Below are 16,554 nucleotides of genomic sequence, written 5' to 3' on the forward strand. Positions count from 1 at the left end.
CACCCGCGTGGACCAGGACGACCGGCGCCGGCACTCCTCGTCGTTCGGCGCGGCGGCGACCGCGTACGCCGAGCACCGCCCGGACTACGCGCAGGCCGCAGTGCGGTGGGCGATCGAGCCCGCCCCCGGCCGCCGGGTGCTGGACCTCGGCGCCGGCACCGGCAAACTGACCGCCACGCTGGGCGCGGTCGGCGCCGACGTCACCGCCGTCGAACCGGACCCGGCGATGCTGGCCGAGCTGCGCCGCGCGCTGCCGGGCGTTCGCGCGCTGCCCGGCAGCGCCGAGGCGGTCCCGCTGCCGGACGCGTCCGTCGACGCGGTGCTGGCCGGCAACGCCATGCACCGGTTCGACATGGCGCTCGCCGGCCCGGAGATCGCCCGGGTCCTCGCACCCGGCGGCGTCCTAGCCGGCCTGTGGAACGTGCTGGACGACGAGGTCGACTGGGTCGCCGGCCTGGCCGAGGTCGGCGGCAGCGCGGTCGTCGGCCCACGCGACACCCCGGCCGGCTGGCGGGCCGAGACGGCGCGGATGCACCTGCCCGGCAACGGCGCGCCGGCCCGGTTCGACGTGCCCGAGCAGGCCGCGTTCCCGCACGGGCAGCGCCGCACCGCCGACTCCCTGGCGGCGACGCTCGCCACCCGGGCGGGCCTGCTGGTGATGCCGGCGTCGGAGCGGCACGCCACGCTCGACCGCATCCGGGCGTTCCTGGCCAGCCGGCCGGAGACCGCGCACGGCGAGCTCACGCTCCCGATGCGCACCTGCGTGCTGCGGGTACGGCGACGGTGACGCCCTCCCCCGAGTCCGGGATGACCGGCGCGGACGTCCGGGCCGCCGCCGCGAGGAGCGCCGTGCTGCCGCCGGCCGCCGGCCGGTACGCGCGGGTCACCCGGCCCACCACCTACCGGCACCTCGTCAGCCTGCCCACCGAGACACCGTCCTCCCGCTGACGAATACCGCAAATTCCCTCATGGGCGCAGTTCAGGGTTCGATCGGGGTCTATCCGGATTTACCCGGGCCAACCGAGCGTTGAAAGATCGATTCCATGGAATCTCTGCTCACCGTGTTGCTGGCCGCGGCCATGGTGCCCGTCCCAGTGTCTGCGGCGCCCGCCGCAGCCCTCGACTGGCGTGCCTGCGGCACCACGCCGGGCGCCGAGTGCGCCACCCTGACCGTCCCGGTCGACTGGTCCCATCCGGACGGTCCGACAATCGGCCTGTCGGTGGCCCGCCGACCGGCGACCGACCCGGTGCGCCGAGTCGGAACGTTGGTCTTCGGCCCAGGTGGCCCGTGGGACTCCGGCGTCGAGCGGGTCCGCGACAACAACGGCCGGTTCAGCACCCTGCAGAGCCGGTTCGACATCGTGAGCTTCGACCCGCGCGGCTCGCACGACAGTCATCCGGTCCAGTGCGACGACGCACTGGTCGCGGCGGCACCCAACCCGGTGCTCAAGAGCCAGGCCGACTTCGACGCCATGCTCGCGTACAACCGCAGGCTGTGGGCGGACTGCCGGCAACGCACCGGCGACCTCTGGGATCACGCCGACATGCTGAGCAACATCCGCGACCTGGACGCGCTACGGGCTGCGCTCGGCGAGCGGCAGCTGACCTTCCACGGCAGCTCGTACGGCACCCTGCTCGGTGAGCAGTACGCTGAGCGCTACCCCGCCCGGGTGCGCGCCATGGTGCTGGAGAGCGTGGTCGACCACAGCGTGGCAACGACCGGCGCGTTCCTGACCACTCAGGCGTCGGCGTACGAAGACGCATTCGACGACTTCGCCGCCTGGTGCCGCGGCGACGTCACGTGCGCGCTGCACGACGAGGACGTACCGACCGTGTGGAACGGCCTGTTCGCCGCGGCCGGCGCCGGGCAGCGGGACTTCACCCCGTTCGACCTGGTCGCAGTCACCCTCAAGCTGCTGAGGGACGCCGCGTACCCCAGGCTGGCCAGCTACCTGGCCGCGGTCCACGCGGGTGGTCCCGGGCAGCGGGTGCCGAGTCTCGGCGTGGTCGTCCCGGCGTTCTGCGCGGACTGGTCCATCCCGGTGCGCGACTACGCCCAGTATGCGAACCTGATGCGCCGGGCGGCAGTTGCGGCGCCGGACACCCACTACCCGGCGCAGGTATTCGCGCTGAGCATGTGCCTCGGCTGGGAGCGGGTGACGAATCCGCAACACGTCCTGCGGGTGCGGACCGCCACCCCGCTGTTGCTGCTCAACTCCCGGCATGATCCGGCCACCGGGTGGAGCTGGGCCCGCTCGGTCGAGCACCAGCTGAGCCGGCACGGCGTGCTGGTGACCTACGAGGGCGCCGGGCACGGCGCCTACAGCCTCAGCACCTGCGTCCAACGGCTCACCGACGACTACCTCATCTCGCGAACCGTGCCGCCGCGCGGCACCAGCTGCCCCCGTGAACAAGATCCAGGAATGCCGGTAGGAACCGGCGTCGCACCCCGCCAGAGATGATCTTTCGACTGAGCAGGGCCGCCGGCGCGGGTCAGTTCGTCGGGTCGGGCGCTCCGGTGAACGCGGAGACGTGGTCGGCGGCCCACTGGCGGAACGTCCGCGCCGGCGTGCCGAGCAGGTGTGACACCGTGGAGGTGACGTGTGCCGGACGCCCCGACGTGGCGCGCCACGCGGCCAGCAGCATGTCCACGGCGGGACGTGCCGCCTCCGGGGCCTCGCGCCGGAACTCGTCGGGCGACAGGTCCTCGAACGCGATCGGCCGACCCAGGGCGGCGCCGATGAGGCTGACCTGCTCGGCCTGACTGAGCGACTCGGGGCCGGTCAGGACGTAGTCACCGCCGGCGTGCCCGTTCTCGGACAGGGTCCGCGCGACGACCGCGGCGACGTCCCGATCGTCGACGGGGGCCGTCTCGGCCGCCCCGTACGGCCACCGGACCACAGCGTCGCGACGGATCGCCGGGGCCCACCAGTGCAGGGCGTTCGATGCGAACATCCCCGGCCGGACGATCGTCGCGTCGACACCGGTCGCCGCGATGAGCTGCTCGACCCGGGCGTGCAGCGTCGCCATCGGATTCGGCTGCTGGAAGAACGGGTGCGGGGTCCGGTGTGGTGCGGACAGGTAGACGACCCGTCGCGTGTGGGCGGCCAGCCGGTCGACGACAGCGGACGCGGTGCGCGGTGGGGCGGTCCAGACCAGGAAGACGGCGCTGACGGCGGTCAGCGCGGTGTCGAGCGATTCGGGGACGGTGAGGTCACCGGTGACGACCTCGACGGTGGTGGGCAGCGTCGCCGCCGACTCGGGGCGGCGTACGAGGGCGCGGACCGGGACGCCCGCGTCGATCAGCTGATCGATCACGGCGCGCCCGACCCGGCCGGTCGCCCCGGTGACGAGAACCACGTCGGTATGTTCCATGGGAACCATCAAACCGTTACCCGGTTAAAAACGCAACCCGGTAACTCTTGTTACCCTGGCGCGGTGAGCGAGCCGGACGGGCTGCGGGCCCGCAAGAAGGCGCAGACCCGGGGCGCGATCGCCGATGCCGCGATCACGCTGTTCCTGGCGCGCGGGTTCGAGCAGGTGTCGGTGTCCGACATCGCGGCGACGGCCGAGGTGTCGAAACCGACCCTGTTCCGCTACTTCGCGACCAAGGAGGACCTGGTCCTGCACCGGTTCGCCGACCACAACGGTGAGGCCGCACGCGTGGTACGCGCTCGCCGGCCCGACGTCCCGCCGATGACGGCGCTGCACCGGCATTTTCGGGCCGGCCTCGACCGCTTCGAGCCGGTGACCGGCCTCAACGATCACCCCCAGGTGGTGGAATTCCATCGGCTGGTGTTCAACACGCCGAGCCTGGCGGGACGGCTCACGCAGTACCTGCTCGACGACGAGGAAGCACTGGCGGCGGCCCTCGGCCCGGGCATCGGGGCCCGGCTGCAGGCCGCCCAGGTGATCGCCGTGCAGCGCGTGCTGGCGCGGAACAACTGGCAGAAGATCGCCGACGGGCGGCCCGCCCGCGAGGTCCGCCCCGAGGCGGTCGTCGACGCGGACCGCGCCTTCGCCCAACTGAGCCGGGCGGCGGGCGACTCCTAGCCCGCTCTCCGGCGACCCGCGGTCGGCCTCAGCGACGCCACCAACGCCACCGGCGGCGGGCCGCGGGCGGGGCGGGCGGCGCCGGCTCGACCGGCGTCGCGGTCACGACACGTCGCTGCCGGTCGGCCCGCCACCGCCGTACCGCCTCGTCGACGTTGACCGGGCGGACCGCCACCCGAGGGCCGGTCGGGGCGCGCAGCCAGGCCACCACCTCGGCGTTGAGCGCGGCCACGTACGACCGGACCGCCTCCTCGGTGGGCAGGTCGCGCAGCTCGGCGGGGAGCTGTTCGACGCGGCGGCGCAGTTGCAGCGGGGTGGGCAGCATCAGGTCGGACGGGATCTGCTCCCGCTCCATGAAGCTGCGGATCCACCAGCCCTCGTCGTAGGGCTGGTCGCGACCCGGGATCGGTTTGCCGGCGCCCGGCAGGTTGTCGAACTCGCCGCGCTCCTGCGCCGAGCGGATCTGCGCCTCGACCGCGCCCTCCCAGCCTGTCGTCACCGCCGTCACCTCCCGCTGCCACCGTATCCGTCGGTTCCCGACCATGGTCAGCGTCGGACCGCGCGCAGGTGTTCCCGGCGCGCGTAGTGTTCCGGCGACGGAAGGGAGCGGCGGCGTGCGGGACTGGCTGATCGGCCTCGTCGTGGCGGTGGGGTGCATGGTCGCGAGCTGGGCGGTGCTGGTGCTGGCGGCCCGGCGGCTGCCGCCCGGCCTGCTGCGTGACCTGGCCGCGTTCGTGCCCGACTGTCTGACCACGGTGCGGCGGCTGCGCCGGGACCCGCGGGTGCCGCGCCGGGCCCGGATCGCGATCGTCGTCGCCGGGGTGTGGCTGGCCAGCCCGATCGACCTGATCCCGGAGTTCCTGCCGGTGATCGGTCCGCTTGACGACATCGTCGTGGTGGCGCTCGCGTTGCGCTACGCGGGGCGGCAGGTGCCCCGGCAGGTGCTGCTCGACGCGTGGCCCGGCGAGCCGCGGCTGCTGCTGCGCCTGCTCGGCGGCCGTTGACCGGTCAGGGCAGCAGACGGACGTGCCGGTGGCCGTCGCGGGGGAACGGCGGGCGGGCCGGCATCACCTCGGCGAACGCGTACCCGCTCTTCTCCGCCACCCGGCAGGAGGCCGGGTTGTCGACCTGGTGGAACAGTTCCATGCGGGTCAGCCCGGCGGCGGCGAAGCGGGCGAACGCCCAGCCGGTGACCGCGTCGACGGCCCGGGGCGCGACGCCCCGGCCGCGGGCCGGGGCCGCGGTCCAGTAGCCGACCTCGGCGGCCGGCCGACCGGGCCGGACCTCCTTGAGCACCACGCAGGCCACCAGCCGCTCCCCCGCCGGCGTGTCCTCCAGCACCGCGAAGCTGAACCGGCGGTCGGCGGCCCAGCCCTGCCGGCTGCGGCGCAGGAACGCACGCGCCTCGGACCGGGTGGTCACCGGCAGGCGGGTCCAGGCGCGCAGCACCGGGTCCCGGTACGCCTCCAGCAGCGCGCCGGCGTCACCGTCGCGCCACGGTCGCAGCAGCAGGCCGGGCGCGGTCGGGGTGGCGGCGGCGGACAGTACGACGGACATCCGGTCAGTGTCGCGCGTCACGGGGCCCGGCCGCGAGCCCGGCCGTCGGCGTCGGGCCGGGCAGGGGCGACGCGGTCACGCTCGGTGCGGTGGCAGGGATCGCTCTGGCGGCGCCGGGGGCGGACGACCGCTCCCCGCGCCGCCGTCGCCACGCCCTGACCGCCGGTCAGGGCTGCGGTTCGCGCAGCACCGCCACGCCGCCGGGCCCGACGGTCACCTGCTCGTCGACCGGCTCGTCGGTGAGCAACTCGTGCCCGGCCGCCGGCACCCGCTGCGGGCGGTCGGTGTGGTTGAGCAGGAACAGCCAGCGTCGGTCGCCGTCGCGGCGGCGTACCGCCTCGACGCCGGGCGGCGCGGCCGGGCAGGTCGGGGTGACGCCGGCGAGCCGGGCCGCCTCGACGAGCAGCCGGCGGTACGTGTCGTCGTCGGGCCGGGTGGAGACGTACCAGGTGCGGGCGGCGCCGACCCGGTGCCGGGTGACCGCCGGGCGACCGTCCAGCACCCCACCGATGTACGCGGCGACCTGCTCCGCCCCGGCCAGGTGCACGCTCTCCGACCAGATCCGGCCGTACCCGCCGCTGGTCAGCGGCACCCGTTCGTCGTCGGCGAGCGGGTGGAACTCCTCCACCCGCACGCCGAGCAGGTCCCGGTACGCCCCCGGGTAGCCGCCGAGGCGGACGCGGGCGTGTTCGTCGGCGACGCCGCTGAGCCAGGTGACCAGCAGGTGCCCGCCGGCGTGGACGTGCCGGTGTACCCAGTCGGCGGTGGCGTCGGAGGCCAGGTAGAGCGCGGGCAGCACGAGCAGCCGGTGACCGTCGAGCGGGTCACCGGGCACCACCAGGTCGGCGGTGACGCCGGCGTGCCACAGCACCCGGTGCGCGGCGGCCACCTCGGCCGGGTGGTCGAGGCCGTCGCGGGGCATCCCCGGGTGGCGCAGCGCCCAGCCGCTGGCCGCGTCGTGGGCGATCGCCACGCGCGCCTCCACCTGCCCCGCCACGGTGCCGGCGAGCCGGCCGAGCGTGGCGCCGAGGTCGGTGGCCTCCCGGAACACGCGGGTGTCCGCGCCGGCGTGCGACACCACGGCGGAGTGGAACCGTTCGGCGCCGCCGGCCGGCGCGCGCCACTGGAAGAACATCGCCCCGGTGGAGCCGCGGGCGACGTGCGCGAGGCTGTGCCGGGTCATCCGGCCCGGCTCCTTGGTGTGCATCCGCCCGGTGGTGTGGATCTGGTTGGGCGCGCTCTCCATCAGCAGCCACGGCGTGGGGCGGCCGGCGCCGTGGCGGGCCCAGCCGCGGGCCAGGTCGGCGGCGAGCGCGGTCTGCTCCTCCGCGCCGCCGTCGATGCGGGTCGGGTAGTGGTCGACGGCCACCAGGTCCACCTCGCGCGCCCAGCGGGCGTGGTCGACCGGCACCCAGTCGCCGAGCACGTAGTTGGTGGTGACCGGCACCGCCGGGTTCGCCGTCCGCAGCAGGTCCCGCTGCTCGGTGTACGCGGACAGCAGCGTGTCCGACCAGAAGCGACGGAAGTCGAGCAGTTGGCCGGGGTTGGCCAGGTACTGGGTGGCGCGGGGCACGCCGACCTGCGCCCAGTCGGAGTAGTGCTGGCCCCAGAAGCTGGTCACCCAGGCGTCGTTGAGCGCGTCGAGGTCGGCGTACCGGCTGGTGAGCCAGCGGCGGAACGCCGTCTCGGCGTGTGCGCAGTGGCAGGTGGTGCCGTACTCGTTGTGCACGCGCCACAACGCCAGCGCCGGGTGGTGGGCGTACCGGGCGGCGAGGGTCCCGGCGACGCGGCGGGCCGCGGCGCGGTAGGCGGGCGCGGCGGCGCAGTAGGTGTCCCGGCTGCCGTGGTGCAGGCGTACGCCGTCGGCGGTCACCGGCAGGGCGTCCGGGTGACGCAGCGTGAACCAGGGTGGCGGGGACGCGGTGGGGGTGGCCAGGGCGGCCCGGATGCCGGCGGCGTGCAGCAGGTCCAGCACCTCGTCGAGCCAGTCGAGGGTGTACCGGCCGGGGGCGGACTCCAGGCGGGACCAGGCGAACACGCCGACCGTGACCAGGTTGACCCCGGCCGCGCGCATCAGGGCGACGTCCTCCCGCCACACCCGCGGTGGCCACTGCTCCGGGTTCCAGTCCCCGCCGTAGCTCAGCCGGTCGTCGCTCCACAACGCTTTAGTTGTCATCCCCGTCAAAGTAAGAACAGGTGAGGACGAAAGTCAATGCGGCTGATCATTGACAGTTAGTTGTGGTTCCCAAGAAACTTGCGGGACCGCCCGTGTCGCCGCGAGGAGACGCCCATGCCGTACCGCCCACCCCTGGTCCCGTACGAGAATTTCGTGGCCGACCCGCCCGACCTGCCGGTGCGCGCCCCCGGCGAGGAGGGCGCCGACGACGTGCTGCGGGCCGAGGTGGCCGCGACCGATCCGCACGGTGTCACGCTCACCGCCACCTGCGCCTCCGGCCGCACGCTCGTCGCCCGGGTCGAGGCCGCCGGGGACGGGATCCTGCGGGTACGCCTCACCGACGACCTCTCGGTCCGCAGCCGCTGCGCCCGGGCGTTGACGCTGACCCGGCCGGTGCCGCACCCGGCCGGGGTGAGCGTCGACGACGCGTACGCGCGGGTGGACGCCGGCGGTGTCCGCGCCGAGGTCCGCCTCGACCCGTGGGGCCTGCGCTTCCTCGACGCCGACGGTCGGGTGCTGGTGGCCGCCGACGGCGGCACCCGGGACATCAGCGGCCGGCGGCGCACGCTGCCGCTCGGACGGTCCACCTTCGACGGCGACCCGGTCGCCTGGCACGAGAGCTTCGTCGCGCCCGGCGACGAGCGGTTCGTCGGCTTCGGCGAGAAGTTCACCCCGCTGGACAAGCGCGGCCAGCGACCGCTGATGTGGAACTTCGACGCGTTCGGCGGCGAGTCCGACCGGTCGCACAAGAACGTGCCGTTCTACCTGTCCGACCGCGGCTACGGCGTGCTGGTCGACAGCGGCCTGCCGGTGCAGTTCGACGTCTGCGCCAGCACCCACAGCAGCGTGCAGATCCTCGTCCCGGACGACCTGCTCGACTACTACGTGCTGGCCGGCCCGACGCCGGCGGAGATCCTGGACCGGCTCGACGCGCTGACCGGCCGGCCGTACCTGCCGCCCCGCTGGGCGTTCGGGGCCTGGATCTCCTCCGGGTTCTTCCCCGACAGCGAGCAGCGGGTGCGGGAGCGGGCCCGGCTCATCCGCGCACGGGACGTCCCGTGCGACGTGCTGCACCTGGACTGCTACTGGCAGGTCGCCGGCCGCTGGTCCGAGCTGCGCTGGGACGAGCAGGCGTTCCCCGACCCGGCCGGCCTGCTCAAGGACCTCGCCGAGCAGGGCTTCCGGGTGTGCCTGTGGATGAACCCCTACCTGATGACCGACAGCCCGTTGTACGCCGACGCCGAGGCCGCCGGCTACTTCCTGCGCCGCCCGGACGGCGGCACGTACGTCGCGGACACCTGGCACGGCAGCTACCCGGTCTGCGCGATCGTGGACCTGACCAACCCGGCGGCGGTGCGCTGGTTCCAGGGCCTGCTGCGACCGCTGCTGGCCCAGGGCGTCGCGGTGTTCAAGACCGACTTCGCCGAGGGGGTGCCCGCCGACGCGGTGGCGCACAACGGCATGACCGGCGTCGAGCTGCACAACGTGTACGCGCTGCTGTTCAACGACGTGGTCGCCGACGTCACCGGGGAGGTGGCCGGGCACCGCACGGTGTGGGCGCGCTCGTCGTACCTGGGCGGGCAGCGGCACAGCGCGCAGTGGAGCGGCGACGTCAACGCCACCTGGCCGGGGATGGCCAGCACGCTGCGCGGCGGGCTGTCCCACGGCCTGTCCGGGGTGCCGTTCTGGAGCCACGACACCGGCGGCTTCCACGGCACGCCCGAGCCCGACCTGTACGTGCGCTGGACACAGTTCGGCGCGCTGTCGCCGCTGGTCCGGCTGCACGGCACCACCAGCCGGCTGCCGTGGGACTTCCCGCCGGAGGCGGAACGGCACGCGGTGGCGGCGCTGCGGCTGCGGTACCGGCTGCTGCCGTACCTGTGGTCGGCGGCCGTGGACGCGGCCCGCACCGGCAGCCCGATGCTGCGGGCGCTGCTGGTCGACACCCCGGACGACCCGGCCGCCTGGGCCACCGACCTGGAGTACCGCCTCGGCACCGACCTGCTGGTGGCGCCGGTGTTCGACCCGTCCGGGGAACGCGCCGTCTACCTGCCCTCAGGCGACGACTGGCTGGACGCGGCGACCGGGCAGCGCCACGCCGGCGGCCGGCACCTGCGGGTGCGGGTGCCGATCGACCGGCTCCCGCTGTACGTGCGGCGCGGCGCGCTGGTCCCGGTGGTGGCGCCCGCGCCCACCGTGGCCGAGGGCCCGTTCCGCGACGTCACGCTGGTGGCGTGGGGCGGGACCGACGGCGTGACGGTGGTGCGCGACGACGACGGCGACACCACGGTCACCGCCGCGCGCGACGGCGACACGCTGCGGGTACGCGTGGACGGGCCGCTGGACGTGCGCCGGGTCAGCGTGGTCGGGGCGGACCCGCCGCGCCGGATCGTGCTCGACGGCGAGGCGGTCCCGGTGACCCCGTTCGCACCGTGGTTCGGCGGCTGAACCGCCGGAGCGGGAACCGTGCCGATTTAGTTTAAGGTGTAGCCGAACCCGACGGACGTGGCGCAGGAGGCGGGCAGCACGTGATCAGCATCGACCGGTCGGTCCAGACGGCCGACCTCGGCGACGTGCGGGTCGCCAACCGGGCCGTGGTGCTGCGGCACGTCCGGCGGCACGCGCCCTGTTCGCGCGCCGACGTCGCCGCCCGTACCGGCCTCAACAAGGCGACCGTCTCCAGCCTGGTCAGCGAGCTGATCGAGCGCGGGCTGCTGCGCGAGACCGGGCTGACCGAGAACCGGGTGGGCCGCCCGGCCACCATGCTCGTGCTCGACGGCGCCCGCTACGTCGGGCTCGGCCTCCAGATCGGCGCCGACGAGCTGGTCGTGGTCGCCGCCGACCTGGCCGGCGAGCGGCTGCTCACCTGGCGACGCGCGTTCGCCGCCGCGACCGCCGGCCCCGAGGAGACGGTACGTGCGCTCGCCGCGCTCACCCGACGGGCGGTCACCCGGGTCACCGGCGCGGACCGCACGGTGCTCGGCCTCACCGTGGGCGTGCCCGGCCTGGTGGACGCCGACGGCGCCGTCCCGTGGGCGCCCGCGCTGGGCTGGCGCGGCGTGCCGCTCGCCGCCGAGCTGCGCCGCGCGCTGCGCGACCCGGGTTTCCCGGTCGGCGTGGACACCGACGCCAACCTCGCCGTCTCGGCGGAGCTGCGGCACGGCCCGTACGCCGGCACCGCCGACCTGGTGCACCTGACCGGCGGGCTGACGGTCGGCGCCGGCCTGGTCAGCGGCGGCCGGCTGCTGCGCGGCGGCCGGGGCTTCGCCGGCGAGATCGGCCACCTGCCGGTCCTGGCCGACAACCCTCCGTCCGCGACCGTGGGGCTCGCGGACCCGGCGTGCCGGTGCGGGCGCCGCGGCTGCCTCACGACGGTGGCCGGTGTGGACGCCGTGGTGCGGCGCCTACTGCCCGACGCCACGCACGACGGTCCGGTCACCGACTACCTGCCGGAGATCGAACGGATCCAGGCGCTCGCCCGCGCCGGGGACGAGCCGGTGCGCGCCGGGCTCGCCGAGATCGGCCGGCAGCTCGGCCACGCGGTGTCCGTCCTGGTCGACCTGCTCGACCCGGAGGTGGTCCTGGTGGGCGGGCACCTGGCGACGCTCGCGCCGTGGCTGCTGCCGGCCGCCCGCGCCGAACTGGCCGCCCGCACCCTCGCGCCGCCGGCCGGGGTCCGGATCGAGGCCAGCACGCTCGGGCCCGCCGCCAGCGCGCTGGGCGGCGCCACCGCCGCACTGGCCGCCGTGGAGGCCGGGCAACTCCCCGCCGCCTGACCCTTGACCGCACCGGCCCCGGGTGCCAACCTCGGTAGCGCCGCTTCCGGACCGGGCAATCCGCGGGCGGCATGTTTTCCGGCGGCTGTCGAAGCGCTTCACCACCGCACCGGGCCGACCCGCCGACCACCCCACCCCCTTTTTCGCGTGCGTGCGGCCCTCCACCGGCCGGCCGTCGAAGCGCTTCGACGGCCGGTTGCGTGACCCGCACGCCCACCGGAGGCGCCCGCCATGACCGACCACACCCCCCACCGCGTCGACGACCTGCTCGCCCGCCTCACCGTCGGAGAGAAACTCGGCCTGCTGCACCAGTGGCAGGCGCCGGTCCCCCGGCTCGGCCTGCCGGCGTTCCGCACCGGCACGGAGGCGCTGCACGGCGTCGCCTGGCTCGGCACGGCCACCGTCTTCCCGCAGGCGCTCGGCCTGGCCGCGAGCTGGAACCCGGACCTGATCCGGGCCGTCGGCGCCGCCGTCGGCGACGAGGTGCGGGCCAAGCACCGGGCCGACCCGCAGCGGGTCGGTCTCAACGTGTGGGCGCCGGTGGTCAACCCGCTGCGCGACCCCCGCTGGGGACGCAACGAGGAAGGCTGGTCCGAGGACCCGTGGCTGACCGGCCGGCTCGCCACCGCCTACGCGTCCGGGCTGCGCGGCGCGCACCCCACCCGGCTGCGGACCGCGCCGACGCTCAAGCACTTCCTCGGCTACAACAACGAAACCGACCGGGCGACCACCTCCAGCGACCTGCCGCCGCGCGTGCTGCACGAGTACGAGCTGCCGGCCTTCCGCGCACCGCTGGCCGCCGGCGCGGCGGTCGCCGTGATGGCGTCGTACAACCTGGTCGACGGCGTGCCCGCGCACCTGAGCCCGCTCATCGACGGCGAGCTGCGCGGCTGGGCCGACGACGAGGTGATGGTCGTCGGCGACGCCGGTGCGGTCGGCAACATCGCCGGCGTGCAGGAGTACCTGCCCGACCACGTGGCCGGCTTCGCCGCCGCGCTGCGCGCCGGCGTGGACAGCTTCACCGAGGACGACGAGGACCCCGGCCCCACCGTCGACCGGCTCACCGAGGCGTTGGCCCGCGGGCTGGTCGTCGAGTCCGACGTGGACCGGGCGGTCCGGCGGATCCTGTCGGTGCGGCTGCGCCTGGGCGACCTGGACCCGCCCGGCCACGACCCGTACGCCGACGTGCCGGCCGACGTGGTGAACTGCCCCGCCCACCGGGAACTGGCCCGCGAGTCGGCCCGCCAGTCGGTCGTGCTGCTGTCCAACGACGGGCTGCTCCCGCTCGCCCCCGACCGGCGGGTCGCGGTGCTCGGCCCGCTCGCCGACACCGTGCTCACCGACTGGTACAGCGGCACCCCGCCGTACACGGTCAGCGCGTACGACGGGCTGCTGGGACGGCTGCCCGAGGTCACCACCCACCCGGGCGTCGACCGGATCACGCTGCGGGTCGGCGACCGGGTCGTCCGGTGCGTCGACGGCGGACCGCTGACGCTCGCCGACGCGGCACCCAGCGAGTTCGACGTGGTCGACTGGGGGCAGGGCGTGGTGGCGCTGCGCGCGGCCCACCACGGCCGGTACGTGGGCGCGGACGACGCCGGGGCGCTCGTCGACGACCGTCCCGGCCCGGGCGGTTGGGTGGTCCGCGAGACGTTCCGCCTGCGGCACCGGGCCGACGGCACCGTGCTGCTGCACCACCTCGCCACCGGCCGGCACGTCGGTGCCGCCCCGGACGGCCGGTTGAGCGTCGCGGTCGCCGAGCCCGCCGCGTTCACGGTGGAGCTGCGCGTCGACGGCGCGGCCGAGGCCGCCGCGCTGGCCGCCGCCGCCGACGTGGCAGTGGTCGTGCTCGGCAACCACCCGATGGTCAACGGCCGGGAGACCGAGGACCGGGTCGACCTGGACCTGCCCACCGGACAGCTCGAACTGCTGCGGGCCGTGCACGCCGCGAACCCGCGCACCGTGCTGGTGCTCACCAGCAGCTACCCGTACGCGGTCGGCTGGGCGCGGGAGCACCTGCCGGCGGTGCTGTGGAGCGCCCACGGCGGGCAGGAGCACGGCAACGGGCTGGCCGACGTGCTGCTCGGCGCGGAGGACCCGGGCGGCCGACTGACCCAGACCTGGTACGCCGACACCGCCGAGCTGCCCGACCTGCTCGACTACGACGTGATCGGCGCCGACGCCACCTACCTCTACCACCGGGGCGAGCCGCTGTACCCGTTCGGCCACGGGCTCAGCTACGCCGAGTTCGACTACGCTGGCCTCCGGTTGAGCACCGCCACGGCGCACACCGGCGAGGAGGTCGAGGTGAGCGTCGAGGTCACCAACACGGGCCGCCGCCCGGGCACCGAGGTGGTGCAGCTCTACACCCGGCAGCGACGCTCCCGGGTCAAGCAGCCGCTGCGGCAGTTGCGCGACTTCGCCCGGGTCACTCTGGAGCCGGGGTGCACGGCCCGGGTGACGCTGCGGTTGCGCACCGCCGACCTGGCCTGGTGGGACGAAACCCGCGCGGCGATGGTGGTGGAGGACGCCACCCACTCGGTGCTGGTGGGCCGCTCCGCCCGGGACATCCGGCTGGTCGGCGCGCTCGCCGTGCGCGGCGGCGCCGGGACGGCCACGCCGGCGGCCGGGCGCACCGGGACGGCCCGGTGAGCGGCCGGGCCGGCGAGCAGGTCACCATCGCCGACGTGGCCCGCCACGCCGGGGTGGCGGCGAGCACCGTGTCGTACGTGCTCAGCGGCAAACGCACCATCTCGGCGGCCACCCGGGGGCGGGTGCTGGCCAGCGTCCGCGCGCTGGGCTACCACCCGAACGCCGGCGCGCGTGCCCTGGCCAGCCGCAAGGCCAACGTGATCGCGCTGGTGCTGCCGCTGCGCACCGGCATGCAGGTGCCGGTGGTGATGCGCTTCGCCACCGCGGTGGTCACCACCGCCCGCCGCTACGACCACGACGTGCTGCTGGTCACCGCCGACGAGGGACCGGCCGGGCTGCACCGCATCGCCGGCAGCGCGCTCGTCGACGGCGTGCTGCTGATGGACGTGGAGCTGGAGGACTCCCGGGTGCCGCTGCTGCGGGAGCTGGCGCTGCCCGGCGTGCTGATCGGGCACCCGGCCGACAGCACCGGCCTGGCCTGCGTGGACCTGGACTTCCGGCGGGCCGGGGAGCTGTGCGTGGAGCACCTGGCCGGCGCGGGGCACCGGCGGATCGCGCTGCTGGGCGCCCCGGCCGCCGTCTACGACCGGGGCACCGGCTTCGCCCACCGGACCCGGGCCGGCGTGGTGGCCGCGGCCGACCGGCTCGGCGTCGACGCGGTGACCCGGCCCTGCGAGGAGGGCCCGGCCGCGGTGCGCCGGGACCTGGCGGCGTTGCTCGCCGACCACCCCGACGTCACCGGGCTGGTGGTGCAGAACGAGTCGGCGGTCGGGCCGGTGCTGGCCGCGCTGCCGACGCTGGGCCGGCGGGTGCCGCGCGACGTCTCGGTGGTCGCGATCTGCCCCGACGAGCTGGCCGAACCGTCCGGGTTGACCTGCGTGCCGGTGCCGGCCGAGGAGGTGGGCCGGCAGGCGGTGACGTTGCTGATGCGGCGGCTGGGTGACGAGCCGGTGCCGGAGGTGACACTGCTGGAACCGACGCTGACCGTACGCGACACCAGCCGGTGACCCCACCTGTCAACCGCCCTGGAGGAGAAGCAGGAACGGCGGGCCGGGGTTGACCACGGTGGTCACGTTGGCCGCCACGACCACCAGCGCGGCCACGGCCAGCAGGGCCAGCAGCAGGCTGAGCCACCGGCGTGGACGCCACGACCGCACCGCGAGGCCGGCCAGGGCGGCGGCCAGCAGGCCGACCAGCACGGCCTTCACCACATGCCAGCGCACATACTCGTCGAGCATCACCTCCAGCGCGGGCGACACCGGGCCGTGGTCGAGCTGGTCCCGCACCTGGGCCAGCACGGCCAGCCGGGTGTCGCCCGTGCTGGACGCCAGATGCGGCAGGAGCGTGCCGAACGGCGACACGGCCCCCTGGACGTTGGCGATCAGCAGCACCGCCGCGGCGAGCGCGAGCGCCCCGACCGGCAGCCGCAACCGGCGGCGCCGGTGGGCCAGCGTCACCAGCACCGCGAGCAGCGGCACCGCGATCAGCACCCGTACCAGGTGGTAGCGGAACTGGTGGTCGACGGCGTGCTGGAGGTCGGGCGGAAAGTCCGGACCGCCCGCGGACCAGTAGGCGAGGAACAGGCGCGGGAAGTCGTCGAGCCGGTCGGGGCCCAGCGCGAGCGGGCCGAGGAAGAACGCGGCGGCCAGGACGACGGCCATGGTGAGGAGCCCGGCGTCGGGACGCCGGGCGGTGGTGGTGACCAAGGGGACTCCTAGTCGGATCGGCTGCGCAGGTAGGCGAGCACGGCGAGGACCCGCCGGTTGGTGTCGTCGCTGAGCGGCAGGTTCAGCTTGGTGAGGACGTTGCCGATGTGCTTGGCGACACCGGCCTCGGTCAGGGACAGGATCCGGGCGGTGGCCGCGTTCGAGTGCCCCTGCGCGACCAGGCTGAGGACCTCGCGTTCGCGGGCCGAGAGCTGTCGGAGCGGGTCGCGGCGGCGTTGCATCAGTTGCCGGACGACCTCGGGGTCGACCACGGTGGCGCCGTCGGCCACCCGGCGGAGTTGCCCGGCGAACTCGGCCACGTCGCCGATGCGGTCCTTGAGCAGGTAGCCGATGGACCGGCCGGAACCCGAGGCGAGCAGTTCCCCGGCGTAGCTGTGCTGCACGTACTGGCTGAGGGCGACCACCGGGAGCCGGGGGTCCTCGGCACGCAGCGAGACGGCGGCCCGTAACCCCTCGTCGGTGTGGTTCGGCGGCATCCGGACGTCGGTGACCACGAGGTCCGGACGGTCCTCGCGGACGGCGGCCAGCAGCGCGGGGGCGTCCCCGACCGCGGCGGCGACCTCGATGCCGAACCGGGGCAGCATCGCGGTCAGCCCCTCCCGCAGCAGCACCG

15 protein-coding genes are annotated in these 16,554 nt (G+C 75.1%); 9 read left to right on the forward strand and 6 right to left on the reverse strand.

Features of this window, described 5'->3' with window-relative positions; translation table 11 throughout:
• Positions 1-7: 7 nt before the first annotated feature.
• The 3 genes from VKK44_RS13410 (at position 8) to VKK44_RS13420 (ending at position 2,462) form a co-directional block, all read left to right on the forward strand.
• Complete coding sequence (locus VKK44_RS13410; RefSeq protein WP_343447276.1) at positions 8-787, forward strand: class I SAM-dependent methyltransferase; 780 nt, start codon at positions 8-10, stop codon at positions 785-787.
• Positions 784-948: a hypothetical protein gene (locus VKK44_RS13415; RefSeq protein ID WP_343447277.1), complete on the forward strand. Its 165-nt coding sequence runs from the start codon at positions 784-786 to the stop codon at positions 946-948. The genes VKK44_RS13410 and VKK44_RS13415 overlap by 4 nt, the downstream gene beginning before the upstream one ends.
• A gap of 95 nt (positions 949-1,043) precedes the next feature.
• Positions 1,044-2,462: an alpha/beta hydrolase gene (locus VKK44_RS13420; protein WP_343447278.1), complete on the forward strand. Its 1,419-nt coding sequence runs from the start codon at positions 1,044-1,046 to the stop codon at positions 2,460-2,462.
• A 31-nt stretch (positions 2,463-2,493) separates the two neighbouring features.
• Here the strand turns inward: VKK44_RS13420 and VKK44_RS13425 are convergent, their stop codons facing one another.
• Positions 2,494-3,375 carry an NAD(P)H-binding protein gene (locus VKK44_RS13425; protein ID WP_343447279.1) on the reverse strand — a complete coding sequence of 294 codons (882 nt, stop codon included), beginning with the start codon at positions 3,373-3,375 and terminating at the stop codon, positions 2,494-2,496.
• 63 nt (positions 3,376-3,438) lie between these two features.
• Between VKK44_RS13425 and VKK44_RS13430 the strand changes: the two genes are divergently transcribed.
• Positions 3,439-4,053, forward strand: a complete 615-nt coding sequence (locus tag VKK44_RS13430) for a TetR family transcriptional regulator (RefSeq protein WP_343447280.1) — start codon at positions 3,439-3,441, stop codon at positions 4,051-4,053.
• 28 nt (positions 4,054-4,081) lie between these two features.
• On the opposite strand, the gene VKK44_RS13435 is transcribed toward VKK44_RS13430, so the two are convergent.
• Entirely contained in the window at positions 4,082-4,552 is a 471-nt protein-coding gene (locus VKK44_RS13435; protein WP_343447281.1) for a DnaJ family domain-containing protein, read from the reverse strand.
• 115 nt (positions 4,553-4,667) lie between these two features.
• Here VKK44_RS13435 and VKK44_RS13440 point away from each other — a divergent pair, with 115 nt between their 5' ends.
• Complete coding sequence (locus VKK44_RS13440; protein WP_343447282.1) at positions 4,668-5,057, forward strand: YkvA family protein; 390 nt, start codon at positions 4,668-4,670, stop codon at positions 5,055-5,057.
• 4 nt (positions 5,058-5,061) lie between these two features.
• Here the strand turns inward: VKK44_RS13440 and VKK44_RS13445 are convergent, their stop codons facing one another.
• Both VKK44_RS13445 and VKK44_RS13450 read right to left on the reverse strand, forming a co-directional pair.
• Positions 5,062-5,610, reverse strand: a complete 549-nt coding sequence (locus VKK44_RS13445) for a GNAT family N-acetyltransferase (protein ID WP_343447283.1) — start codon at positions 5,608-5,610, stop codon at positions 5,062-5,064.
• A gap of 166 nt (positions 5,611-5,776) precedes the next feature.
• Positions 5,777-7,786 (reverse strand): beta-galactosidase, encoded by a 2,010-nt coding sequence (locus tag VKK44_RS13450; RefSeq protein ID WP_343447285.1) that lies wholly within the window; start codon positions 7,784-7,786, stop codon positions 5,777-5,779.
• A gap of 114 nt (positions 7,787-7,900) precedes the next feature.
• On the opposite strand from VKK44_RS13450, the gene VKK44_RS13455 reads away from it, so the two are divergent.
• From VKK44_RS13455 to VKK44_RS13470, 4 genes are all read left to right on the forward strand, one after another.
• Positions 7,901-10,234 (forward strand): TIM-barrel domain-containing protein, encoded by a 2,334-nt coding sequence (locus VKK44_RS13455; RefSeq protein ID WP_343447286.1) that lies wholly within the window; start codon positions 7,901-7,903, stop codon positions 10,232-10,234.
• 80 nt (positions 10,235-10,314) lie between these two features.
• Positions 10,315-11,562 carry an ROK family transcriptional regulator gene (locus VKK44_RS13460; protein ID WP_343447287.1) on the forward strand — a complete coding sequence of 416 codons (1,248 nt, stop codon included), beginning with the start codon at positions 10,315-10,317 and terminating at the stop codon, positions 11,560-11,562.
• A 231-nt stretch (positions 11,563-11,793) separates the two neighbouring features.
• Positions 11,794-14,214, forward strand: coding sequence for a glycoside hydrolase family 3 C-terminal domain-containing protein (locus VKK44_RS13465; protein WP_343447288.1), 2,421 nt, complete (start codon positions 11,794-11,796; stop codon positions 14,212-14,214).
• The gene (locus tag VKK44_RS13470; RefSeq protein WP_343447289.1) at positions 14,211-15,221 is read left to right on the forward strand and encodes a LacI family DNA-binding transcriptional regulator; all 1,011 of its coding nucleotides are present in this window, start codon (positions 14,211-14,213) and stop codon (positions 15,219-15,221) included. Before VKK44_RS13465 ends, VKK44_RS13470 begins: the two co-directional genes overlap by 4 nt.
• Positions 15,222-15,230: 9 nt before the next feature.
• On the opposite strand, the gene VKK44_RS13475 is transcribed toward VKK44_RS13470, so the two are convergent.
• Both VKK44_RS13475 and VKK44_RS13480 read right to left on the reverse strand, forming a co-directional pair.
• On the reverse strand, positions 15,231-15,920 hold the full coding sequence (locus VKK44_RS13475; RefSeq protein ID WP_343447290.1) for a hypothetical protein: 690 nt from the start codon (positions 15,918-15,920) through the stop codon (positions 15,231-15,233).
• A gap of 8 nt (positions 15,921-15,928) precedes the next feature.
• A complete protein-coding gene (locus VKK44_RS13480; protein ID WP_343447765.1) occupies positions 15,929-16,525 on the reverse strand; it encodes a response regulator transcription factor in 597 nt (198 codons plus the stop codon).
• Positions 16,526-16,554 lie beyond the last annotated feature (29 nt).

The sequence above is a fragment of the Micromonospora sp. DSM 45708 genome (assembly GCF_039566955.1).
Taxonomy (GTDB): Bacteria; Actinomycetota; Actinomycetes; order Mycobacteriales; family Micromonosporaceae; genus Micromonospora.